Annotated in this window: 17 protein-coding genes; 15 read left to right on the top strand and 2 right to left on the bottom strand. The window is 70.6% G+C overall.

The window, feature by feature from the left end:
- Positions 1-221 precede the first annotated feature (221 nt).
- A complete protein-coding gene (locus ACTH43_RS13225) occupies positions 222-1,055 on the bottom strand; it encodes an aldo/keto reductase (protein ID WP_441445367.1) in 834 nt (277 codons plus the stop codon).
- Positions 1,056-1,110: 55 nt separating this feature from the next.
- Between ACTH43_RS13225 and ACTH43_RS13230 the strand changes: the two genes are divergently transcribed.
- The 14 genes from ACTH43_RS13230 (at position 1,111) to ACTH43_RS13295 (ending at position 19,943) form a co-directional block, all read left to right on the top strand.
- Positions 1,111-2,787, top strand: coding sequence for an LssY C-terminal domain-containing protein (locus ACTH43_RS13230; RefSeq protein ID WP_441445368.1), 1,677 nt, complete (start codon positions 1,111-1,113; stop codon positions 2,785-2,787).
- Between the two features lie 96 nt (positions 2,788-2,883).
- Complete coding sequence (locus ACTH43_RS13235) at positions 2,884-4,344, top strand: APC family permease (protein WP_441445369.1); 1,461 nt, start codon at positions 2,884-2,886, stop codon at positions 4,342-4,344.
- A 131-nt stretch (positions 4,345-4,475) separates the two neighbouring features.
- Positions 4,476-4,889 (top strand): universal stress protein, encoded by a 414-nt coding sequence (locus tag ACTH43_RS13240; RefSeq protein ID WP_441445370.1) that lies wholly within the window; start codon positions 4,476-4,478, stop codon positions 4,887-4,889.
- Positions 4,890-5,101: 212 nt separating this feature from the next.
- Complete coding sequence (locus ACTH43_RS13245; protein ID WP_441445371.1) at positions 5,102-7,711, top strand: alkaline phosphatase PhoX; 2,610 nt, start codon at positions 5,102-5,104, stop codon at positions 7,709-7,711.
- Between the two features lie 320 nt (positions 7,712-8,031).
- Entirely contained in the window at positions 8,032-11,148 is a 3,117-nt protein-coding gene (locus ACTH43_RS13250; protein WP_441445372.1) for a DUF4040 family protein, read from the top strand.
- Positions 11,145-11,477 carry a sodium:proton antiporter gene (locus tag ACTH43_RS13255; RefSeq protein WP_441445373.1) on the top strand — a complete coding sequence of 111 codons (333 nt, stop codon included), beginning with the start codon at positions 11,145-11,147 and terminating at the stop codon, positions 11,475-11,477. The genes ACTH43_RS13250 and ACTH43_RS13255 overlap by 4 nt, the downstream gene beginning before the upstream one ends.
- Entirely contained in the window at positions 11,474-13,012 is a 1,539-nt protein-coding gene (locus ACTH43_RS13260) for a monovalent cation/H+ antiporter subunit D family protein (RefSeq protein WP_441445374.1), read from the top strand. The genes ACTH43_RS13255 and ACTH43_RS13260 overlap by 4 nt, the downstream gene beginning before the upstream one ends.
- Positions 13,012-13,509 carry a Na+/H+ antiporter subunit E gene (locus tag ACTH43_RS13265; RefSeq protein WP_441445375.1) on the top strand — a complete coding sequence of 166 codons (498 nt, stop codon included), beginning with the start codon at positions 13,012-13,014 and terminating at the stop codon, positions 13,507-13,509. Before ACTH43_RS13260 ends, ACTH43_RS13265 begins: the two co-directional genes overlap by 1 nt.
- Positions 13,506-13,766, top strand: a complete 261-nt coding sequence (locus tag ACTH43_RS13270; RefSeq protein WP_441445376.1) for a monovalent cation/H+ antiporter complex subunit F — start codon at positions 13,506-13,508, stop codon at positions 13,764-13,766. The genes ACTH43_RS13265 and ACTH43_RS13270 overlap by 4 nt, the downstream gene beginning before the upstream one ends.
- Positions 13,763-14,158, top strand: coding sequence for a cation:proton antiporter (locus ACTH43_RS13275; protein ID WP_441445377.1), 396 nt, complete (start codon positions 13,763-13,765; stop codon positions 14,156-14,158). Before ACTH43_RS13270 ends, ACTH43_RS13275 begins: the two co-directional genes overlap by 4 nt.
- A 51-nt stretch (positions 14,159-14,209) precedes the next feature.
- Positions 14,210-15,049 carry a PhzF family phenazine biosynthesis protein gene (locus ACTH43_RS13280; RefSeq protein ID WP_441445378.1) on the top strand — a complete coding sequence of 280 codons (840 nt, stop codon included), beginning with the start codon at positions 14,210-14,212 and terminating at the stop codon, positions 15,047-15,049.
- Between the two features lie 66 nt (positions 15,050-15,115).
- Positions 15,116-17,359 (top strand): dipeptidyl-peptidase 5, encoded by a 2,244-nt coding sequence (locus tag ACTH43_RS13285; protein ID WP_441445379.1) that lies wholly within the window; start codon positions 15,116-15,118, stop codon positions 17,357-17,359.
- Positions 17,356-17,889, top strand: coding sequence for a hypothetical protein (locus ACTH43_RS13290; protein WP_441445380.1), 534 nt, complete (start codon positions 17,356-17,358; stop codon positions 17,887-17,889). The genes ACTH43_RS13285 and ACTH43_RS13290 overlap by 4 nt, the downstream gene beginning before the upstream one ends.
- A 194-nt stretch (positions 17,890-18,083) precedes the next feature.
- Positions 18,084-19,943, top strand: a complete 1,860-nt coding sequence (locus ACTH43_RS13295; RefSeq protein WP_441445381.1) for a serine hydrolase domain-containing protein — start codon at positions 18,084-18,086, stop codon at positions 19,941-19,943.
- Between the two features lie 28 nt (positions 19,944-19,971).
- Here ACTH43_RS13295 and ACTH43_RS13300 read toward each other — a convergent pair whose 3' ends face one another.
- On the bottom strand, positions 19,972-20,454 hold the full coding sequence (locus ACTH43_RS13300) for a glutathione peroxidase (RefSeq protein ID WP_441445382.1): 483 nt from the start codon (positions 20,452-20,454) through the stop codon (positions 19,972-19,974).
- Positions 20,455-20,612: 158 nt separating this feature from the next.
- On the opposite strand from ACTH43_RS13300, the gene ACTH43_RS13305 reads away from it, so the two are divergent.
- The coding region (locus ACTH43_RS13305; protein WP_441445383.1) for a DUF222 domain-containing protein at positions 20,613-22,212 on the top strand (1,600 nt) is incomplete at its 3' end.

Consider the following 22,212-nt stretch of genomic DNA (forward strand, 5'->3'; position numbering starts at 1 on the left):
CCCCGCCGCGCCGCGTCCCGCTGGGTCCCTGCGCCGGGGAGCCGGGGGCCGGGACGATCCCGGGAGGTGGCGGATAGGCGCACGCTCTTCCTATATACGAAGAGCGTGCGCTCATCCGCCAGCTACTGTTCGGTCACCTAGGGGGAGGCCGCAGCGGGCGTGGTCACTTCGGGGAAGGCCAGCGCGGGGGAGGCGCCCAGGCACCCCCGTCCCGCCGGGCCTCAGGCGGTCTTGGTGGCCGGGTCCGCGCCGCCGCGGCCGTCCTCGCGGTCGAGCGCGTCGATCGCGGCGACCTCGTCGGCGCTGAGGTCCACCTGCGCCGCGGCGAGGTTCTCCACGATGCGGGACGGCGTGACCGACTTCGGGATGGTCACGAAGCCGTGCGCGAGATGCCAGGCCAGCACCGCCTGTGCGGGTGTCACGCCGTGCGCGGCGGCGATCGAGGTGATCGTCTCGTTCTCGAGCAGATCGGACTTGCCCTGGCCGAGCGGCCCCCAGCCCTGGGTGAGGATGCCGTGCTCGGCGTGCAGCGCGCGCAGGTCTCGCTGCTGGAAGTAGGGGTGCAGCTCGATCTGGTGGATCGCGGGGACCACGCCGGTCGCCTCGATGATCTCCTCGAGCTGCGGGCGAGGATGGTTGGAGACGCCGATCGAGCGCACCAGGCCGCGCTCCTTCAGCGCGATCAGCGCCTTCCACGCCTCGACGTACCGGCCCTGCGCGGGCACGGCCCAGTGCACCAGGTAGAGGTCGAGGTAGTCGAGGCCGAGCCGCTCGAGCGAGGCCTCGCAGGCCGCGATCGCGTCGTCGTAGGCGTGGGAGTCGTTCCACAGCTTGGTGGTGATGAACAGGTCCTCACGGGCGATCCCGGACTCGGCGACGGCGCGGCCCACGCCCTCCTCGTTGTCGTACGCCCGGGCGGTGTCGATGTGGCGGTACCCGGCGGTCAGGGCCTGCGCGGTGACGTCGGCCGCGATGTCCGGATCGACCTTGAACACGCCGTAGCCGAGCTGGGGGATCGAGTGGCCGTCGTGGAACGGCAGCGAGGCGATGGTCATGGGTTCCTCCTGGGAAGTCGCGGACCGCTCAACCTTACGATGGGCCCATGAGCTCGTGGAGCACAGCGACCGCCCCGTGGACGCCGACGCGGACCGGTGCGCCCCGATGACCCCGGCGCGCGCCTCGCGCCTGATCCCGCTGGACCGTCCGGTCCCGCGGGAGCCCCCCGTCTACGACCATCCGCGAGGGCACACCCCGGCCGGTCCCCGGTTCGAGCTGTACGCGCTGCTGGACAACCTGTTCATCGCCGCGGGCGTGGTGGTGTCCCTGTGGCTGGCGCTGCTGTACCTGGTCGAGGGCGTCTCCCTGACCCCAGTGCGGCTGCTGTACCTGCTGGGGTTCTGGGTGCTGCTGACCTACATCACGCTGCCGCGCCTGCATCAGCTGATGACGTGGATCTACCTGCCGGACTACTTCTTCGGCCGCACCCGCACCACCGAGGGGGTGCTCTCGGACCCGATCAATCTGGCCTTCGACGGCTCCGAGCGGGACCTGCACGTGGCGATGCGCCGGGCAGGCTGGGTGCTCGCCGAGGAGCGGACCCTCTCCTCGGCCTGGTCGATGGTGCGCTCGACGCTGCTGCGCCGCTCCTATCCGGCCGCGCCCGTCTCGGACCTGTACCTGATGGGCCGGCGTCACGACTTCACGTATCAGCAGGAGGTGGGCGGCACCACCACCAAGCGCCATCACGTGCGCTTCTGGCGGATGCCGAAGGACTTCGTGCTGCCGGGCGGGTACCGCGCGGACTGGCTCGCCGCAGGCACCTACGACCGTGCCGTGGGCTTCTCCTTCTTCACCCTGCAGATCACTCACCGCATCGACGAGAACATCGACGTCGAGCGCGACTACGTCGTCGACACGGTGCGCTTCGCGGATCCGCAGATCGAGGTGGAGGTGATCGAGGAGTTCTCCGCCGCCTATCACCACCGCAACGGGCAGGGGGACCGGATCCGCACCGACGGCGACCTGCCGGTGCTCGACGTGGGGGGCGCGGCCGCGCGCTCCGACGGGGCGAGCGCCATGATGCTGGCCCGCCACCGGCCCACCGGCACCTCGGTGATGAAGTCCCGTGCCCGCGCCGCGACCCAGTCGGCTCTGGCCGCGGCCCGCCTGGGGGCACCGGCGGGCAGGCGCACCGACGTCGCCGACGAGCTGACCGCCCAGTGGCAGGAGACGGTCGACGACTTCCACGAGGTCATCGCCCGCGCCTCCGATCACCATCTGCCGCCGCCCACCGTGGTCTTCACGGGCCTGCTGGTGCTGCTGCAGGCGGTGCTGGTGGGGGTGCAGTGGGTGTCGATGCTCACCGGCACGGATCTGCCGGCCCTGTTCCCGGATCTGGCGCTGGTGCTGCCGGCCGCGGAGGAGATCGCTCTCGCCACCGCGTTCGCGGCCGGCCTGCTGGTGCTCCAGATCGGGGTGCTGCGCCGCAGCCGCTGGGCACGCATCGCGCTGATGGCGCTGTTCACCGCCGATGCCTTCGCGCGTCTGGCCGTGGCCACGTCGATGAGCGGCGAGGTCTCCCATGCGCTGCTGGTGGGGGCGGGAGCCTCCGCCCTGGGCGTGATGGCGATCAGCTCCGACGCCTCGCGCCAGTGGGTGCAGACCCTGCGCCTGGACTCCCACAGCTCCGAGGCCGATGAGGCCGACGAGGAGACCGACGAGCGGACGTCGGAGACGCTGGTCGGTGCCGGCGATCCCCCGACTGTGAGCACGGTCACCCAGGAGTAGAGTGCGTGCACCGTCGTGCGGGGTTCCCCCGTCCGGGCCATCCGTCGGCCCCGGGCGTCCCCGCCGCCGGCTCCGCACTCTCCCCTGGAGGACCCCATGAGCGAGTCGAGCCCGACCGCCCCCGAACCGGCCGCCGACGCCGGCGGCCCGAGCACCGACCAGCCGGAGCTGAAGAAGGCGATCACGCCCAAGCTGCTGCTGCTGTTCATCGTCGGCGACATCCTCGGCACCGGCGTGTACGCACTGACCGGCAAGGTCGCGGGCGAGGTCGGCGGCGCCGGCTGGCTGCCGATCATCATCGCCTTCGCCGTCGCGATGGTCTCGGCGCTGTCCTACGTCGAGATGGTCACCAAGTACCCGCAGGCGGCCGGGGCGGCGCTGTACGTGCACAAGGCCTTCGGCATCCACTTCGTCACCTTCATGGTGACCTTCGCGGTGCTCTCCTCGGGCATCACCTCGGCGTCGACCAGCTCCATCTTCCTGGCAGAGAACGTGCTGAAGGCCTTCCAGCTGGAGGAGAGCCTGGGCGATGCCTCCTTCGGGACGGCCACGATCATCGCGCTGGTGTTCCTGGCCCTGGTCGCCTGCATCAACATGTACGGCGTCTCGGAGTCGGTGAAGGCCAACGTGGTGCTCACCCTCATCGAGCTGACCGGCCTGATGCTCGTGGTGCTGGTGGGATTCTTCGCGATCGGCCAGGGCAAGGCGGACTTCTCCCGCGTGATCCTGTTCGAGACGGCGGGGGACAAGAGCCTGTTCATGGCGATCATCGGCGCGACGGCGCTCGCGTTCTTCTCGATGGTGGGCTTCGAGGACTCGGTGAACATGGCCGAAGAGACCGTCGATCCGGTGAAGAACTTCCCGAAGGCCCTGATCGGCGGCCTCTCCATCACCGGGCTGGTCTACGTGCTGATCTCCGTGATCGCCGTGGCCGTGGTCCCGATCGGTCAGCTCACCGAGGCGAGCACCCCGCTGCTGACGGTGGTCGAGGTGGGTGCCCCCGGCATCCCGATCGACACGATCTTCGCATTCATCTCGATCTTCGCGGTCGCCAACACCGTGCTGATCAACATGATGATGGCCTCGCGCCTGCTCTACGGCATGTCGAAGCAGGGCGTGCTGCCCGGCTTCCTCAAGGGCGTCCTGCGCGGCCGCCGCACTCCCTGGGCCGGCATCATCTTCTCCACCGTGCTCGCCTTCGCCCTGGTGCTCTCGGTGCGCTATGTGCTCGCCGAGGAGACGATCGCAGCTCTCGGCGGCACCACCGCGCTGCTGCTGCTGACGGTCTTCGGGATGGTCAACATCTCCGTGCTGGTGCTGCGCAAGGACAAGGTCGGAGTGCCTCATTTCCGCACCCCCACGGTGCTCCCGATCGTCGGCGCGATCACCTCCTTCGCTCTGGTGACCCCGCTCGCGCAGCCCCTGCAGAACTACGTCATCGCAGGTGGTCTGCTCGCGATCGGGTTGCTGCTGTACATCGTCACCTGGTTCTACAACAGCGCAGTCAGGGCCCGCCGCACCCGCTTCCACCAGCCCGATGACATCGGGAAATCCTGACCCGGTCGGCCTGTCCGCCCGGCTCTCACACCCGCCCGCCCGGCTCTCACACCCGCCCGCCCGGCTCTCACACCCGCCCGCCCGGCTCTCACACCCGCCCGCCCGACCCTGTTTCCCCCGAGGGAGAATCCATGACCACCATCCTGCTGGCCTACGTTCCCAGTGCCACCAGCGAGGCCGCGCTCGCCTATGCCGTTCAGGAGGCGAAGCGACGCGACGCCTCGCTGCTGGTGCTCGCCTCCGAGCGGGCCCCGGACCCCCGCAAGGCCCGTGGCGTCACGGATCAGCGCCCGCTCGACGAGCGCCTGGCGGAGACCGGCCTGGAGTACGAGCTGCGCACCGTCCCCAAGCGTGACGATCCGGCCGATGACATCCTCGACGCGATCGAGCACGACAGCGTGATCCTGGTGGTGCTCGGGATCCGCCGGCGCACCCCGATCGGGAAGATCCTGCTGGGCTCCACCTCCCAGCGGGTCGCGATCGAATCCCCGGTGCCCGTGGTGCTGGTCAAACCCGAGGGGTTCGTCGCACCGTCCCGCTTCTGAGGGGCTCCCGGCGCGCCGCCGACGTGCTTCTGACGCGCTTCTGACGCACTCGTGACGCACTGCCGGGCCAGCACCGGCGTCGTCTGCTGTGAGCCCAGAGTTCACTCTGGCGTCGTGGACTCGTGAACCGTCCCTCACTTTGCTGTCGCATCGTCGACCCTGCTCGCCGCCCGCTGGCGGTGAGCGAACGATCGACAGCAAAGGACCTCCTGATGGCTCTCATCGACCTCCCGCTGCTCATGAAGGATCATGTCCGGGGCAAACGCTCGCCGGTGACCTGTGCGCTGAAGTGCGGCAACCAGTGCGCACTCGGCCCGTGCAACCACAGCGACAACCCGAGCTTCCGCGACATCGTCTCCTCCGCGATCTCGCGTCGCGCGATGCTCGGCGGGACCACCGCCGCGATCGCCATCGGCGTCGCCGGCACCCAGGGAGCCCTCGCCGCTCCGCAGGGCGCCGCCCCCGCACTCGGCACTGCCCCTGCGCTGGCCCCGGGCGGAACCCCGCTGGACTTCACCGCGATCGAGTCCGTCGCCTCCGATGTCGACGAGTTCACGGTTCCCGAGGGCTTCGAGTGGCACCCCGTCATCCGCTGGGGAGATCCGCTGTTCTCCGACGCGCCCGCCTTCGACTGGGATGCCCAGAGCGCTGAGGCGCAGAAGCGTCAGTTCGGCTACAACAACGACTACACCGAGATCCAGGAGATCCCGGGCTCGGACGGCCTGCGCGCGGTGATGTTCGTGAACCACGAGTACACGAACGAGAACATCATGTTCCCCGCAGGCACCTCCGAGGAGGACATGATCGAGATCGGCATGGCAGCCCACGGGCTGACCGTGGTCGAGCTCGAACGGGAGAGCCGCAAGGCGCCCTACACCTACGTCATCGACGGCGAGCTGAACCGCCGCATCACCTTTGACGACGACTTCGAGATGACCGGCGCCGCAGCCGGCTCCGAGCTGCTGGTCACCCAGGATGACCCCACCGGCACCCTGGTCAAGGGCACGTTGAACAACTGCGCCGGCGGCCTGACTCCGTGGGGCACGCTCCTCACCGGTGAGGAGAACTTCCACCAGTACTTCGTCACCCCCGGCAGCGAGTCCGACCAGCGCTACGGGATCGGCACCGAGGCCACCCAGCGAGGATGGGAGACCCGCTACCCCCGCTTCGACACCCGCCTCGAGGGCTACCAGAATGAAGCGAACCGCTTCGGCTGGATCGTCGAGGTCGACCCGTGGGACCCCACCTCCACCCCGAAGAAGCACTCGGCGCTGGGCCGCTTCAAGCACGAGGGCGCGAACGTCCGCGTCGCCGAGGACGGCCGAGTCGTCGCCTACTCCGGCGACGACGAGGTCTTCGACTATCTGTACAAGTTCGTCTCCCGCGACACCTACGTCGAGGGCGACCGCGCGCACAACATGACCCTGCTGTCCGAGGGCGACCTCTACGTCGCCGCGTTCACCGCCACCTCGCCGGAGGAGATCGACGGCTCCGGCGACCTCCCCGCAGACGGCGCCTTCGACGGCGGCGGCAGCTGGATCCCGCTGGTCCAGGATGGCGAGTCGCAGGTCGAGGACATGAGCGTCGAGGAGGTGCTGGTCTTCACCCGTCTCGCGGCGGACAAGGTCGGCGCCACCAAGATGGACCGCCCGGAGGACGTCGAGCCCTCGCCGACCACCGGCCTGGTCTACGTGGCGCTGACCAAGAACTCCGGTCGCGGCACCGATGCCCCCGCCGACGAGATGAACCCGCGCTCGAACAACCGAGACGGCCATGTCATCGAGATGGACGAGCTGGGCGATCCCACCAGCCCCGAGTTCGCCTGGAAGATCCTGCTGCTGTGCGGCGATCCGGAACAGATCGACACCACCTATTTCTCGGGCTTCCCCCGGGACCAGGTCTCACCGATCTCCTGCCCGGACAACCTCGCCTTCGACTCGGTGGGGAACCTGTGGATCTCCACCGACGGCCAGCCCGGCAGCATCGGCAAGAACGACGGCCTGTTCCGCGTCACCCTCGAGGGGGAGTCCCGGGGCCGGGTCGAGCAGTTCCTCGCCGTCCCCCGCGACGCCGAGACCTGCGGTCCCGTGATCCGCGACCAGGATCGCACCGCCTTCGTGGCGGTGCAGCACCCGGGGGAGAACGGCGAGTACGGCGCCCACACCTCGTTCTTCCCCGACTTCGACGGCACCGGCCCGAAGCCCGCCGTCGTCCAGGTGCTGCCGACGGTCCAGGAGCCCGAGCATCCCTTCACCGACATGGGTCCCGGCGATGAGCACTACGAGTCGGTGCTGTGGGCCTTCGAGAACGGCATCGCCAAGGGCTGGACGGAGGCGGACGGCACCGCCACCTTCCGCCCGCTGCAGCCGGTCAACCGTGACGCGATGGCCGCCTTCCTCTACCGCCTGGCGGGATCGCCCGAGGTGGACCTCCCCCGCAGCGAGCCCTTCACGGACGTCAGGAAGGGCCAGGCCCACTACACGGAGATCATCTGGGCCTTCCAGCAGGGCATCACGACCGGCTGGTCCGATCGCACGTTCCGCCCCACGCAGCCCATCGCGCGTGACGCCATGGCCGCGTTCGTGTACCGCTACGCCGGCTCGCCCGATGTGCCCCGGCCCACCGAGCGTCCCTTCAAGGACGTCCCGGAGAGCAGCCAGTACGCGGCCGAGATCGCCTGGCTGCAGGAGGAGGGCATCACCAAGGGCTGGTGGGACGGCACCTATCGCCCGCTGTCCCCGATGAACCGCGACGCCACCGCGGCCTTCCTGCACCGTCTCGAGGAGGAGCAGGGCATCGCGTTCATGAGCCAGGCCGACTGATCACCCCGGGCGGCGCCATCGACATCCGTCGCTGGTGCCGCCCCGGCGGCGGGCGGGACATGTCGCCACCGGAGATCTGGCTCTGGTGAACGTGGTGAGCAGCAACGAAGCGCGCCGGACGGATCGGAGCCGCGGTGACGTTCACCACGCGAAGCCCGCGCCGATGACCATGAGGCGGGCCGCTGAGGCTTATTTCTCTCGCGCGTGCGCGCGATCGCCCGGCGGCGGACGGGGAGCGGGACCGAGTTGGGGAGGTCAGGAGAACTCGCTAGGATCCCCAGCATGACCCGCCACGATGCCTCCGACCGCTTCGGGCCGGGGTGCTGACGGTGTCGGTGCTGTGGACCCTGCTGATCCTAGTCGCGACTGTCGCGCTCACCCCGGTCCTGGACCGGGCCTTCGGCCGGTCCGCCTGCTGGATCCTCGCCGGGCTCTACCTCGTGGCCGCGGCGGCACTGGTCCCCGCGGCCGCCGCTGTGCTCAGCGGGACCTCCGATGACTCGCTGACCACCTTCTCGGTCCCCTGGGCCGGGCAATGGGGCATCGACTTCGCCCTCAAGGCAGACGGCATCGGCATCGTCTTCGCGATGATCGCCCTGGTCATCGGCGCCGTGGTGCTCGCGTACTCGGCCCGCTACCTCGACCCCGGCCGCCAGCTCAGCTTCTCCCTGGTGATGGCCGTGTTCACGCTGTCGATGGTGGGGCTGGTCCTCGCCGACGATCTCGTGCTGCTGTTCGTGACCTGGGAACTGACCTCGATCGCGTCCTTCCTCCTGATCGCCCGCTCCGGCCGCGGGGGCCAGGCCGCCTCGATGCGCACCCTGCTGATCACCTTCCTCGGCGGCCTCGCGCTGCTGACCGCGGTCTCGCTGATGGTCCTGCGCCTGGGCACCTCCTCGGTGAGCGAGGTGCTCGCCGCCGACGTCTGGTCGACGGACCCGGCGTTCACCACCCTCGTCGCCGTGCTGGTCGCGATCGCGGCGTGCACGAAGTCGGCCCAGTTCCCCTTCCATGTGTGGCTGCCCGACGCCATGGCTGCGGCGACCCCGGTCTCCGCCTACCTCCACGCCGCCGCCGTCGTGAAGGCGGGCATCTTCCTGCTGCTGCGCTTCAGCCCGGCGTTCCATGACGTGATCGCGTGGAACGTCCTGCTGATCACCGCCGGTCTCGTCACCGCCTTCGTCGGCGGATTCCTGGCCCTGCAGCAGCCCGACCTCAAGAAGCTCATGGCCTATTCGACGGTCAGCCAGCTGGGCCTGATCGTCACCCTGATCGGTGTGGGCACGGACGCCGCGATCCTCGCGGCGGTGCTCCACACCATCGCGCACGCCCTGTTCAAGTCCGGGCTGTTCATGATGGTCGGGGTGATCGACCACGCCGTCCACACCCGGGAGCTGCGCCGGATGCCGGCCCTGGCCCGCGCGATGCCCGGTTCCTTCGTGATCACCCTGCTGGGCTGCATGTCCATGGCCGGACTGCCCCCGATGCTCGGCTTCGCCTCCAAGGAGTCGCTGCTGACCGGAGCCCTCTCCACCCAGGGCCCCGCCTGGACGGGCTGGGTGGTCGCCCTCGGCATCGCCGGTGCGAGCGTCCTGACCTTCGCCTACTGCGCGAAGATCGTGCTGGGCGCGTTCATCGACGGCCGCGACGAGACGGCGCTGGCGCGGGACGACGCCGCCGCGGCGGCCGCCGCTCGGGACGATGCCGGTTCTGCACAGGCAGACACCGAGCCTGCAGGCACCGCGCCGAGCGGCACCGACCCGGCGGGCGCGATCATCCGGCCGGCCGACGCGCACCGACCCGGCGCGCTGCTGCTGTGGCCGGCCGCGCTGCCGATCCTCGCGGGCCTGCCCCTCGCGTTCTTCGTCGGCGTGCTGGACACCCCGGTGGGCCGGGCGATGGAGGCGGCCCTCGGCGGCGAGCACCACCCCCACCTCGCGCTGTGGCACGGCCTCACCCCGGAGCTGGGCATCACCCTGGCCGTGATCGCGGCCGGCACCCTGCTCGCCCTGGGCCGTCGGCGCCTGCTGCCTGCGCTCGAGGCGCGTCCCTTCCCGATCGACGGCGCCCGCATCCTGACCGCGGTGGACACCCTGGCCGAACGCGTCGCGCGGGTGCTGGTGCGGCCAATCGCCTCGGACGATCCGATGCGCCACCTGGGCGCGATCCTGGTCGCCTTCGCGGCCGTCGTCCTCGGCGCCCTGGCGGTCCTGGGCGACGGGCTCGCCCCGTTGACCGAGGGCATGAACCAGCCCCTCGACGTCGTCCTGCTGGTGCTGATGACCGCAGCCGTCATCACGCTGTGCACGCGCCACGACCGGCTCGGCGCCGCCGTCACGCTCTCCGCGATCGGAATCCTCGCCACCGTGCAGATCCTGGTGCTGGGCGCCCCGGACGTCGCCCTGACCCAGCTGCTGGTCGAGTCGCTGACGATCATCATCATCATGCTCGTCCTGCAGCGCCTGCCGCGGAACTTCCTCGCCACCTCGCGTCCCCGCCGGCGCGGTGCACTGGCCGTCGCCGTGCTGGTGGGCCTCGCGAGCGGTGCCGGGATGTTCCTGTTCATGGGCCGGCGCGGTCGCAGCGACGTCGCGGAGTACTACATCGCGAACGCCGAGGAGATCACGGGCGGGCACAACATCGTCAACGTGATCCTGGTGGAGTTCCGTGCCCTGGACACCCTCGGCGAGCTGTCCGTGCTGGGGATGGCCGGCGTCGCGATCGTCGCGGTGATCTCCAGCGTGCGCCACCGGTTCATCGACCCCTCGGAGAGCGCCGACGCCGAAGCGGCCGACGAGGTCGAGCACGGTCCGGCCCTGCGAGAGGAGGGCACCTCCGCGCATCGCGCGATCCGCTCCGCCTGGGGCAACGCCGCAGCCCTGCAGCTCATGGTGCGAGTGACCGCTCCGATCCTCGCGCTCATCTCGGCCGTGCTGTTCCTGCGCGGTCACAACGCCCCGGGAGGCGGCTTCATCGCCGCCCTGGTCGGCTCCGCGATCGTGGCCCTGCTGTACCTGTCCACCTCGAGGGACCGTCAGATCGGCCCGCCCCGCCTGCCGCTGATCCTCATCGGCGGAGGCGTCGTCACAGCGCTCGGCGCCGGCTTCATGGGGTACGTCGAGGGCGGCTTCCTCGAGCCGCTGCACGGCTACGTGCTGGGGGTGCACCTGACCACCTCGATGATCTTCGACGTCGGCGTCTACCTGGCCGTGCTGGGACTGGTGATGATCGCGGTGAACCTGCTGGGAGCGAGCGCGACGGGCGGCACGCCGCCCGCCGAGGGCACCCGCGAGCGCACCGATGAGGCGGTGGAGGGCGAGCTCCCCGGACCGCTCGAGACCACCCGTGGGGAGCCCGCTCCCCGTCGCCGCCGGGTCGGGGTGGCCACCGCGCACCTCAACACCGGCACCGAGCCGAAGGAGGTCGGCCGCCGATGATCCTCAGCCTCACCGTGGCCGTCCTCGTGACCGGCGGTGTCTACCTGCTGCTCCAGCGCAACATGGTGCGCGCCGTCTTCGGCATCACCCTGCTCAGCCATGCGGCGAACTTCGTGCTGCTGGCCTCCGGGGTCCCCGGATGGCGCGCCGAGCCGCTCACCGACATCTCATCCCGCGCCGACATGGCAGATCCGCTGCCCCAGGCCTTCGTCCTGACGGCCATCGTCATCACCATGGCGGTCACCATCTTCATGCTGACCCTGGCTGTGATCGGACGCGATGACGACATGGCCCAGCACCCGTCGACCGGGGAGTCCCGAGACCAATGATCCCTGCCGTCGACCCCGCCCTGCTGCCGCTGTTCGTGGTGGTCCCCCTGCTGGGGGCCGCGATCCTGGTGGTCCTCCGGCGCCCTGTGATCGAACGCGTGCTGCTGCTCGCGGTCCCCGTGCTGCTCGGCGCCGCAGCGGTGTGGCTCCTGCTGTTCCACCAGCGCGTGCCGGTGATCTCCCACGCCGTCGGCGGATTCTCCGACGTGCTGGCGATCCCCTTCGTGTCCGATTCGGCCAGTGCCGTGATGCTGCTGGTCACGGCAGTCTCCACGCTCGCCGCGAGCGCGTTCCTGCTGATGACGGGCGAGTCTCGCTACCGCTTCGTGCCCCCGCTGGTGCTGCTGCTGACCGCCGGGGTCAACGGCGCGCTGCTCACCGGCGACCTGTTCAACCTGTTCGTGTGGGTCGAGGTCATGCTGATGCCCTCCTACGCGCTCATCGCCGTGACCGGCACCTGGCGCCGACTCGGCATCGGACGGCTGTTCGTCCTGGTCAACCTGCTCACCTCGACCGTGCTGCTGATCGGCGTGGGCTTCGTGTACGGGACCGCGGGCACCGTGAACCTCGCCGAGCTGGCCGGGGCCGGCAGCGAGGACCCGATGACCGCGGCCGCACTCGCCGTGGTGCTGCTGGCCCTTGCGGTCAAGGGCGGCATGGTCCCCGTGCACTCCTGGCTGCCGCGCGCCTACCCGGCGACCTCGGGCGGGATCATGGCTCTGTTCTCCGCGCTGCACACCAAGGTGGCGCTGTACGCGATGTACCGCATCGTCTCGGTGACGTTCTCCGAGGGCATGCCGTTCCTCGCGGTGCTCGCCGTCCTGGTGATCACGACCATCCTCGTCGGCGCGTTCTCCACCGCCGCCTCGTCCCGCCTGCGCACCGCGATGGGCCATCAGATGGTGGCCGGAGTCGGCCACATCCTGCTGGGCCTGGTGCTGTTCACCCAGCTCTCGCTCACCGCGGGGCTGCTCTACCTGGTCCACCACGTGCTGACGATGTCGGCGCTGCTGCTGACCACCGGGGCGATCGAGCACACCTACGGATCCGGCCGTCTCGAGCATCTCTCGGGACTCGCCCGGCGCGACCCCTGGGTGATCGCGATCCTCGCCCTGGGCCTGTTCAGCCTCGTGGGGCTGCCGCCCACGTCGGGCCTGTGGGGCAAGATCGGCCTGCTCGGGGCCTCCGCCGAGCAGGCATCGACCGGGGACGTCGTCCTCGGCTGGGCCGCGATCCTCGCGGTGCTGGCAGCCTCCGTGGGATCCCTGCTGGGACTGCAGCGCCTGTGGCGCCGTATCGCCTGGGGAGATGACATGACCACCTACCGGCCCGACGACGCGCAGACCGGACGCGGCGCCGAGGTGCCGCTGCCGGCCGAGGTGCGGGTGCCGTGGCGGCTCGCGCTGCCGGGCGCGGTGATGATGGCGCTGTCGCTCGCGATGTTCGTCGGCATCGGACTGCTGCTGACCGTCTTCGACACGGCCGCGATCGGTCTGCTCGACGTCGACGCCTACGTGGAAGCGGTGAAGAGCTGATGATGCGCCTGTGGTACGCGGCGAGCTACGTGCTCTGGATCCTCGTCGAGATCGTCAAGGGCTCGTTCGGCGTCGCCCGCGGCGTCTACAGCCCGGCCACCCGCAGCTCGCCCGCGATCGTGGAGTACTCGCTGCGCTGCACCACCGACGTCGAGATTGTCGCCATGGCCTCCTCGATCACGATCACTCCCGGCACGCTCGTGGTCGGCACAGCCCACGGCACCCTGGAGGAGGGGCCCAGCCTGTTCGTGCACGCGCTCTTCGCCGAGTCGCGCGAGCAGATCCTCGCCGACCTCAGCGAGATGGAGGACCGGCTGCTGCGCGCCACCCGCGGCCGGGGCGGGGCGGATGCGACCCTGCAGCCGCTGCGCGGCGGCACCGCTGACGAGCGCTATGCCGACGGTCGGATGGCACGCCACGTCCATGAGGGCGACGGGCGCGATGCGCGCAGGACACCGGGGCCATCGCGCTCCACCGATCGGGAGGAGAAGCGATGAGCGTGGTTCTATGGCTGACCGTCGTCCTGCTGGCGGCGACGATCCTGGTGGGCCTGTTCCGGGTCGCCACCGCGCCCGATCCCGCCAGCCGCGCGGTGGTCGGTGACCTCGTCTTCTTCTCCGCCATCGGCGTGATCGTCCTGGTGGGCCTGTTCAAGGAGTCCGCGGCCGCAGTGGACGCAGCGCTCATCGCCTCGGTGCTGGGGATCCTGGCCACCGTGGCGCTCGCGCGGATCCTCACCAGGGGGCGTCGATGATGGCCGTGCTCGATATCGCGATGACAGTGCTGATCGCCGTGCTACTGCTCGGGGGCGGGTTCTGGATGCTCACCTCGGCACTGTCGATGTTCCAGGCACGGGACTCGCTGTCCCGGATCAACGTGCTCTCCCCGGCGACGGGCCTGGGCCTGCCGATGATCGTGGTCGGTGCATTCCTGCAGCACACCCGCACCGACGGATTCGCAGCAGACATGCTGGTCAAGACGATCATCACCGTCATCGCCCTGATCATCGTCTCCTCGGTCGCCTCGAACGTGCTCTCACGCGCCGCGTATCTGTCGGGGTCCCCGGTCGATCCGCGCACCGCTCCGCAGGATCTCGAACGGGCTCCGGGCGAGGGAGAGCAGACGCCCCACAACGACGACCGCTGAGCCCGCGGACGTGGATCCCTCCGCAGACCACAGGAGGGCAGGATGGGGCCCATGCCGACCTCGTCCCGCCGCTCCTTCGTCCAGCTCGACGTCTTCGCCTCCCGCCCCCTGCGCGGCAACCCGCTGGCGGTGGTGCTCGACGCAGAGGGGCTGACCACCGAGGACATGCAGCGCCTGGCACGCTGGACGAACCTCTCGGAGACCACGTTCCTGCTGCCGCCCACCGTGCCCGACGCCGATTACCGGGTGCGGATCTTCACCCCCACCGGTGAGCTGCCCTTCGCCGGACACCCCACCCTGGGCACGGCGCGGGCCTGGCTGCACGCCGGGGGCGAGCCGGCGGGGGAGCGGATCGTCCAGGAGTGCGGAGCAGGGCTCATCCAGGTGCGGCGCGACGATGACCACCTGGCCTTCGCCGCTCCACCGCTGCGGCGCAGCGGGCGGCTCGAGGAATCCGACGTGCAGCAGATCGCCGCAGCCCTCGGCCTCGAACCCTCTGCGGTGCGCGACCACACCTGGGCGGACAACGGCCCGGGCTGGCGGGTGATCGAACTGGCCACTGCCGCTCAGGTGCTCTCGCTCGTCCCGGACTTCTCCCTGCTCGCCGAGTGGAAGGTCGGAGTGATGGGGTGGTATGAGGGCTCCGACGGACCCCGCTACGAAGTCCGGGCCTTCGCCCCCGGCGGCATCGAGGACCCGGTGACCGGGAGCCTCAACGCCGGCATCGCGCAGTGGCTGGTCGCTCGGGGTGAGGCTCCCGAGCGGTGGACGGTCGCGCAGGGCACGGTGCTGGACCGCGAGGGACGCCTCGAGGTGCAGGTCGAGGCCGACGGCACGATCTGGATCGGGGGCGACACCGTGCTCACGGTGACCGGCTCGATCCTGCTCTGAGGCATCGGCGCCGCTCCTCCGGGCGTTGAGGAGGTCCCGAGCGGCTCCAGTGCATACCCTGGGCCCATGGTGACCACACTCCCGTACGGTTCCTGGCCCTCGCCCATCACCGCCGAGCTCCTCGCGACCGGCGGCACCCGACTGGGCGCCCCGCGCCTGGTCGGCGATGCCGTGTGGTGGACGGAGGGTATCGCGACCGAGGGCGGCCGCCAGGCGATCGTGCGCACGGCCGGGCCGGTCGCGCTCCCGCAGCCCGGCGGCCGCACCGCGGTCGCGAGCACGGCGGTCGACGATGCCGAGGAGCACCGCCCCGCAGACCCCGTCACGGTGCTGCCCGCCCCCTTCAACGCCCGCTCCCGCGTGCATGAGTACGGCGGCGCGAGCTGGACCGTGGTGCCCGAGGACCCCAGCGACGAGAGCCCCAGCACCGAGGGCTCCAGCGCCGAGGGCTCCCCGCTGGTCGTCTTCGTGAACTTCGAGGATCAGCGGGTCTACGCCCTGCGCGAGGGCGAGCAGCCCCGCCCGCTCACCCCCGTCGGCCCCGAGGTCGAATCCGCCCAGGGCCCCTCCCTGCGCTGGGCCGACCCCACGCCGGTCACCCTCCCGGACGGCACCGCCGAGGTCTGGTGGATCTGCGAGGACCACACCGGCGGCGAGGCCGGACCGCGCACGGGAGAGGACGGCGCCCCGCACATCGAGCGATACGTCGCCGCGGTGCCGCTGGACGGCTCCGCCGCCGAGGACCGCTCGGCACTGCGCCGCGTCACCCCGTCCTCCCGCTTCGTCGCGCACGCCCGCCTCAGCCCGCGCGGTGACCAGGTGGCCTGGATCAGCTGGGAGCACCCGCAGATGCCGTGGGACGGCACCGAGCTGCACCTCGCCCCGCTCATCAACGGCAGCGCCGGCGAGGGCGAGATCATCGCAGGGGGCATCGAGACATCCGTCCTGCAGCCCGAATGGCTGGATGACCAGCGACTGATGTTCCTCTCCGACGCGACCGGCTGGTGGAACCCCTGGGTGTGGTCGGCCGACGGAGGCTCCCGCCAGGTGATCGAGCTGGATGTGGAGTTCGCGAGCGCCATGTGGGGGCTCGGCACCACCTGGTACCAGGTGCTCGACGCCGACCGTGCCCTGGTGCAGCACGGCCGGGCGGCGACCGCATTGTCGGTGCTGCGGCTCAGCACCGCAGAGCTGAGCCCGCTCGAGGTGCCGCTCACCCAGATCTCCGCCGCCGAGCTGCGGGCCGACGGCCTGCTGGTGCTCGCCGGTGCCTCTCCGACCCAGTTCGCCGCGATCCATATCGCGCACCTGGACCTCGGCGACGGAGCGGCGACGCAGCACTCTCCGTCGGGCTCAGACCCGTCGGTCGCGGACCCGTCGGTCCTGGCCTCACCCGCCCCGTCGGCACCGACCCTGTCGCCGACGTCCGCGCTGCGCTCCTCGCGCAGCGACGCCCCCGATCCCGCGCTGCTGCCGCACGCGGAGAGCATCGAGGTGCCGTTGCCCGGCGGTGGCGTGGTCCACGCGATCGTCCACCGCCCCCGGCAACAGGGCTTCTCCGGCCGGGAGGGCGAGCTGCCGCCGTTCATCGCGCAGGTCCACGGCGGGCCCACCGCCCATGTCCCGCCGGTGCTCTCGCTGCCCATCGCCTACTACACCTCTCGCGGCCTCGGCGTGGTGGTGGTCAACTACGGCGGCTCCACCGGCTACGGCCGCGAGTACCGCGACCGCCTGCGCGGGCAGTGGGGAGTGGTCGACGTGCAGGACACCGTCGCCGTGATGGAGCACCTCGTCGCCGAGGGCATCGCCGACGGGGCCCGGCTCGCGATCGAGGGCGGCAGCGCCGGCGGGTGGACCACGCTCGCCTGCCTCACCCGCACCGACACCTTCGCCGCGGGCGTCTCCAGCTTCGGCGTCGCCGAGCTCGAGAAGTTCCGCATGGACACCCACGACTTCGAGTCCCGGTACATCGACGGGCTGGTCGGCCCCTATCCCGAGCGGCGCGACCTCTACGTCGAGCGCGCCCCGCTGAGCCACGTCGACGAGCTCGAGGTGCCGGTGCTGCTGCTCCAGGGCGAGGAGGATCGGATCGTCCCGCCCAGCCAGTCGGAGCTGTTCCGTGACGCGCTCGCCGCCAAGGGCATCCCGCACGCATATCTGCTGTTCGCGGGCGAGCAGCACGGGTTCCGCCGGGCGGAGACGATCATCCGCGCCACCGAGGCGTCGCTGTCGTTCTACGGGCAGGTCCTGGGCTTCAGCCCGACCTGCGTGCCGGTGCTCGAGCTGCAGCGGGACGGGGGTCAGCGATGAACGCTCTGGCGAACGGCTCGAAGCGCACGGTGCATCCCGTCGATCAGCCGCTCAAGCCCGCGACCGCGCTGGTGATCACCTCGGTGCTGATGGTGCTTGCGCTGGCCGGCACCTACCTGCTCACGATGCTGCCCACCGACGACGCCGCCGAGAAGATGATGACCGGAGAGATCGCGCCGCAGCTCATCGTGACCGCGGTGATCGCGTTGGTGCTCGTGGTGGGCATGCTCGGGCTGGGGCTGGCGTCCTTCGTGCTCGCCATCGTGGTGGTGGTCAAGGGCGGCGGGAAGCTGCGCCTCGGTGCCGGGCTGATGATCGCCGCGTCCCTCTTCGGGCTCTTCATCTCCTTCTCCGTCTCCGGGGACACCTCGCAGCTCCCTGATGCTGCGGTCGCCGTATCGAACGTCTTCTCGGTCCTCGAGGTGATCGTCGAGGTGATCCGGGGCGTGGTGATGATCGCGGGAGTCGTGATCCTGATCCTCGGGATCCGCGAGGTGCGTCGCGAGCGGGCGGAGCTCCCGGCCCGCTGAGCGCTGCCGCACGGCGCCCACCGAGTGACCACCGCACTGGGCCCGCTGAGTGAATGCCGCACTGAGCTGGTGCATCGCCGAGCCGCCGCTGTGACGGTTGCCACGTCGGCGCCGCGTCGCTAGGTTGGGCGGCGGCGTCCGGGCTCTCCCGACGACGGGAGCGGTCCAGAAGCGTCGTGATGCGAAGGAGCCTCATGCACCCCCGGATCACCCGTCGGACCGGACTGACCGCGGCCGCGCTCGCCGCCGCAGCTGGCGTCGGCCTCCCCGCCGCCGCGCATGCCGAAGGAGACCCCGCCCTGCACGACCCCGACCTGGACAAGAACCACCCCACCGCGCAATCCGCACGCTCCGCCCCGAGCTGGAGCCGGGGCGAGCCCCACCGCCATCCCTGGGACCGTCGCGGCTCCGGGAAGACGCTGCGGGAGGCGCGGCCGGACGCCGTCGGCCTCGACGCCGAAGAGCTCGAGGGCATCCCGGCGATCATCAGGGCCGGGCTCGACAACGATCCGCCTCGCTTCGCGGGTGCGTCCCTGCTGGTCGCCTCCCAGGCCGGCATCGCCTACGAGCACGCCGACGGATATGCGCTGCGCTGGCAGGACGCCTCCACCGAGCTGCCCGAAGAGCAGCGGATCCGCGCCCGCACCGACACGATCTACGACCTCGCCTCGATCTCGAAGATCTTCACCGCCACCGCCGTGATGCAGCACGTCGAACAGGGACTGCTGGGACTGGACGACATGGTCGCCGATCACCTGCCCCGCTTCGCCCAGAACGGGAAAGGCGATGTCACCGTCCAACACCTGCTCACCCACGTCGGCGGCCTCCCGGCCTTCATCAACCTCTACTCCGCCTACCCGGATGTCCCCTCGCGCCTGGACGCCGTGCTCACCGTCGCGCCGGACGCCGCACCGGGCACCGCGTACGTGTACTCGGACCTCGGGCTGATCACCCTGGGCCTGATCGTCGAGAAGCTCTCCGGGCAGGGCCTGGACGAGTACGTGCGCGATCACATCACGCAGCCGCTGGGGATGAGCGAGACGATGTACAACCCACCCGCGGAGCTGAAGGACAGGATCGCCGCGACCGAGTACGTGGACTATTACGGCTATCTCGTGCACGGGCATGTCCATGACGAGAACGCCTACTCGCTCGGCGGGGTGGCGGGCCATGCCGGAGTGTTCTCCACCGCCCGTGATCTTGCGGTGTTCGGACAGATGTTCCTCGGCGGTGGACGCTACGGCGAGGCCCGGATCCTCAAGGCCGCCACGGTGCAGGACATGTTCACCGACCGGATCGCCGGCGTCACGGGCATCGGCGGGGCCCGCCGCGGCCTGGGCCCGGAGCTCGAGGCGTGGTTCTACCACGCAGGCCTCACCAGCCCCTACAGCGGCACCCACACCGGATTCACGGGCACCTCGCTGGTGATCGACCCGCTCACCGACACGATCGTCATCCTGCTGACGAACTCGGTGCACCCCACCCGCGAATGGTCCAGTACCTCGGTCACCCGCCGCGAGGTCTCCACCTGCATCGCCCACGCACTCGGGCTGGTGCCGAAGGAGGTCCGCGACGGCTGGCACGCAGGCTCCGAGGACGCGACCAGCGCCACGCTCAGCCTCGCGGTCGAGCTCGCTGCAGATCGTTCGGGACGCTCGCCGGAGCTGCGCGTGGAGCTGTTCGCCCACCTCGAGACCGCCTACGACATCCTCACCCTCGAGGCCTCGGCCGATCAGGGCGAGACCTGGCTACCGCTCTCCGGCCGCCTCGAGGCGAAGCACGAAGAACCGGTCGAGGTGGCCGACGGGCAGATCACCGGCTGGGGTCGGCGCGTGCTCTGGGACGGCACCTTCGCGCTCACGGGCGACGGCGGGGAGCCGCTCTCCGGCGAGGTCCAGATCCGGCTGCGCCTGGACACCGACGGCTCCACCCGCGGGCTCGGCGCCTGGGTGGGAAGGCTCCGGGTGGTCAAGGGCAGGAAGGACGTGCTGGACACGGACCAGCCCGGCGACCGCGAGCAGGTGGTCGCCGACGGGTGGTCACTCGGGAGCTGACCGGGGGCCAGCCGTGGGCTGAATGGGGTCAGGCCGTGGCGGCGAGGGCCGCCTCGATGTCGTCTGCGATGTAGGCCGGCTCCACTGCGGGCGCGTAGCGGCGCAGCACCGTGCCGTCGCGGCCGAGCAGGAACTTCGCGAAATTCCACTCGATGTCGCCGGCGTCGATGTCGGAAGCCTTGAGCCACTGGAACAGCGGGTGGGCGTCCTCGCCGTTGACCTCGACCTTCGCGAACATCGGGAAGCTGACGCCGTAGTTGATCTGGCAGAACTCGGAGATCTCTTCCTCGGTGCCGGGCTCCTGGTGCATGAACTGATCGCAGGGGAAGCCGAGCACGGTCAGGCCCTGCTCGCCGAAGCGCTCGTGCAGGGCCTGCAGGCCGGCGTACTGCGGGGTGAGCCCGCACTTGCTGGCGGTGTTGACCACCAGCACCACGGAGCCCAGATGGTCCGCGAGCTGCTGGTCCTGGCCGGAGATCGTGGTGGCGGTGAAGTCGGCGAGAGTCGTCATGGCTCCCATTGTCGACCCTGGAGAGGAGCGTGCGCTGAACGGGCCGGTGCACAGCGCAGCGCGCGACCGCTCGGCGCACCGTTCCTCCACAGCCCCCTGTCGTCCACAATTCCGCAAGTGCCCTTTCGTGGCTTCTCACCTGCGGGAACGATGGGGTCATGACTGTTTCGCCGCGCACCCCGGGCCCTGAGGGGGAACTCTCCCCTCAGGCGTTCCTCGACGGGCTGCGGCAAGCGGGACCGACGGCACTCGCTGAGGCGCTGGGGGATCTGGCCCATCTCCTGCAGGAGATCGCGGGTGATCCGGGGGAGGTGTTCGAGCTCGCGGGGAGGAGCCGCCGAGAGTTCTCGAACCTGCTCGGCAACCTCCAGGCCTGCGTCGGGGCGATGGGCGTGCTGGAGGCGCGGTCAGTGGTCGCACTGCGGGACGTCACGCGCCGTGACCGGTACGCCGCGGCCCGTGACGAGGCAGCGCATGAGCACGGTGCAGAGCCGTCCAAGGCAGCGGTCGAGGAGGCGGCGGACTACACCACGAAGGATGACCTCTCGCAGATCACCCGGCGCTCACCGCACATGGCCGGTCGCACGCTCGCCTCCGCGCAGCGTCTGCTCGAGACCTTGCCGCAGATGCTGGACGCGCTCCGGACCGGCAAGATCAGCAGCGATGCCGCCTACGCCGTGGCGGGATCCGCCGCGGGCCTCACCCCGGAGCTCGCCCGGGAGGTGGACCACCGGCTCGGCCAGCGGCTCCCGGAGTTCGACGGCGCAGGCACCAGGCGCTGGCAGGACGCGGTGGCGACCATCGCGGGCGAACTCGACCCCGACGGGGCCACCCTCCGTCACCGCCGAGCGCACAAGGAGCGCCACGTCACGATGAAGCCGGGCCAGAACGGCATGGCCACCCTCTCCGCCCGGCTCTCGGCGATCGACGCCGCCAGGATCCACAAGCGGTTCTCGCTCGAGGCAGAACGACGCCGTGCCGCTGGGGCGCGAGAGGGACACAGCGCCGCCATGGCCGACGCCTTCGCCGACTCTCTGCTCGGACGGGACGGCGGCGCCATTGAGCCCGGCACCCTGGACATCGGCCTGATCATCACCGATCGCGCCATGTTCCGTCCCGACGCCGGCGACACCGCCCACATCGAGGGCTACGGCCCCGTCCCGGCAGAGGCGGTTCGAGAGCAGCTGCGCGCCGTCACCACCGAACCCGCGGACCCGGCCGACGATCCTTTCGACGCCGACGGGCCAGCTGTCCGCGCCGAGATCCGTCGGCTCTACACGCATCCGACCACCGGCGAGCTGGTCGCCATGGACTCGACCGCCCGCGCCTTCCCGCCCGCGATGAAACGATTCCTGACCTGGCGTGACACCACCTGTCGCGGCCCCTTCTGCAATGCCGCCATCCGCCAGAGCGACCACATCGTGCCCGTCTCGCGCGGCGGAGCCACCAGCCTCGACAACGGACAGGGCGCCTGCGCGCACTGCAACAAGAAGGAGAAGAGCGCCGCAAGCGTCGAACGCACTGAGAACCCGGACGTGCCGGGGCACGGCGTGGAGTGGACAGGCCATTCAGGTGTGAGCCGCGTGACCACCCCGACGCCGCTGGTCTGGGAGCGGCGGCCCGACGACGAGGGGAGCCCATCCGTCTCGCCGGAAGAGGGCGCGCCGGAGGCCGACGAGCCGCCGTCGGCGGTCGAAGGTCGCATCGAGCCGATCGAGCCGATCGAGCCGATCGAGCCGATCGAGCCGATCGAGCCGA

The sequence above is a fragment of the Brachybacterium sp. genome, from assembly GCF_052095815.1.
Lineage (GTDB): Bacteria > Actinomycetota > Actinomycetes > Actinomycetales > Dermabacteraceae > Brachybacterium.

What these genes read in the sequence shown, in the direction of transcription:
- ACTH43_RS13225 (WP_441445367.1), bottom strand. Translation starts at nt 1,055, where the DNA reads ATGACCATCGCCTCGCTGCCGTTCCACGACGGCCACTCGATCCCCCAG.
- ACTH43_RS13235 (WP_441445369.1), top strand. Translation starts at nt 2,884, where the DNA reads ATGAGCGAGTCGAGCCCGACCGCCCCCGAACCGGCCGCCGACGCCGGC.
- ACTH43_RS13240 (WP_441445370.1), top strand. Translation starts at nt 4,476, where the DNA reads ATGACCACCATCCTGCTGGCCTACGTTCCCAGTGCCACCAGCGAGGCC.
- ACTH43_RS13245 (WP_441445371.1), top strand. Translation starts at nt 5,102, where the DNA reads ATGGCTCTCATCGACCTCCCGCTGCTCATGAAGGATCATGTCCGGGGC.
- ACTH43_RS13255 (WP_441445373.1), top strand. Translation starts at nt 11,145, where the DNA reads ATGATCCTCAGCCTCACCGTGGCCGTCCTCGTGACCGGCGGTGTCTAC.
- ACTH43_RS13260 (WP_441445374.1), top strand. Translation starts at nt 11,474, where the DNA reads ATGATCCCTGCCGTCGACCCCGCCCTGCTGCCGCTGTTCGTGGTGGTC.
- ACTH43_RS13265 (WP_441445375.1), top strand. Translation starts at nt 13,012, where the DNA reads ATGATGCGCCTGTGGTACGCGGCGAGCTACGTGCTCTGGATCCTCGTC.
- ACTH43_RS13270 (WP_441445376.1), top strand. Translation starts at nt 13,506, where the DNA reads ATGAGCGTGGTTCTATGGCTGACCGTCGTCCTGCTGGCGGCGACGATC.
- ACTH43_RS13275 (WP_441445377.1), top strand. Translation starts at nt 13,763, where the DNA reads ATGATGGCCGTGCTCGATATCGCGATGACAGTGCTGATCGCCGTGCTA.
- ACTH43_RS13280 (WP_441445378.1), top strand. Translation starts at nt 14,210, where the DNA reads ATGCCGACCTCGTCCCGCCGCTCCTTCGTCCAGCTCGACGTCTTCGCC.
- ACTH43_RS13285 (WP_441445379.1), top strand. Translation starts at nt 15,116, where the DNA reads ATGGTGACCACACTCCCGTACGGTTCCTGGCCCTCGCCCATCACCGCC.
- ACTH43_RS13290 (WP_441445380.1), top strand. Translation starts at nt 17,356, where the DNA reads ATGAACGCTCTGGCGAACGGCTCGAAGCGCACGGTGCATCCCGTCGAT.
- ACTH43_RS13295 (WP_441445381.1), top strand. Translation starts at nt 18,084, where the DNA reads ATGCACCCCCGGATCACCCGTCGGACCGGACTGACCGCGGCCGCGCTC.
- ACTH43_RS13300 (WP_441445382.1), bottom strand. Translation starts at nt 20,454, where the DNA reads ATGACGACTCTCGCCGACTTCACCGCCACCACGATCTCCGGCCAGGAC.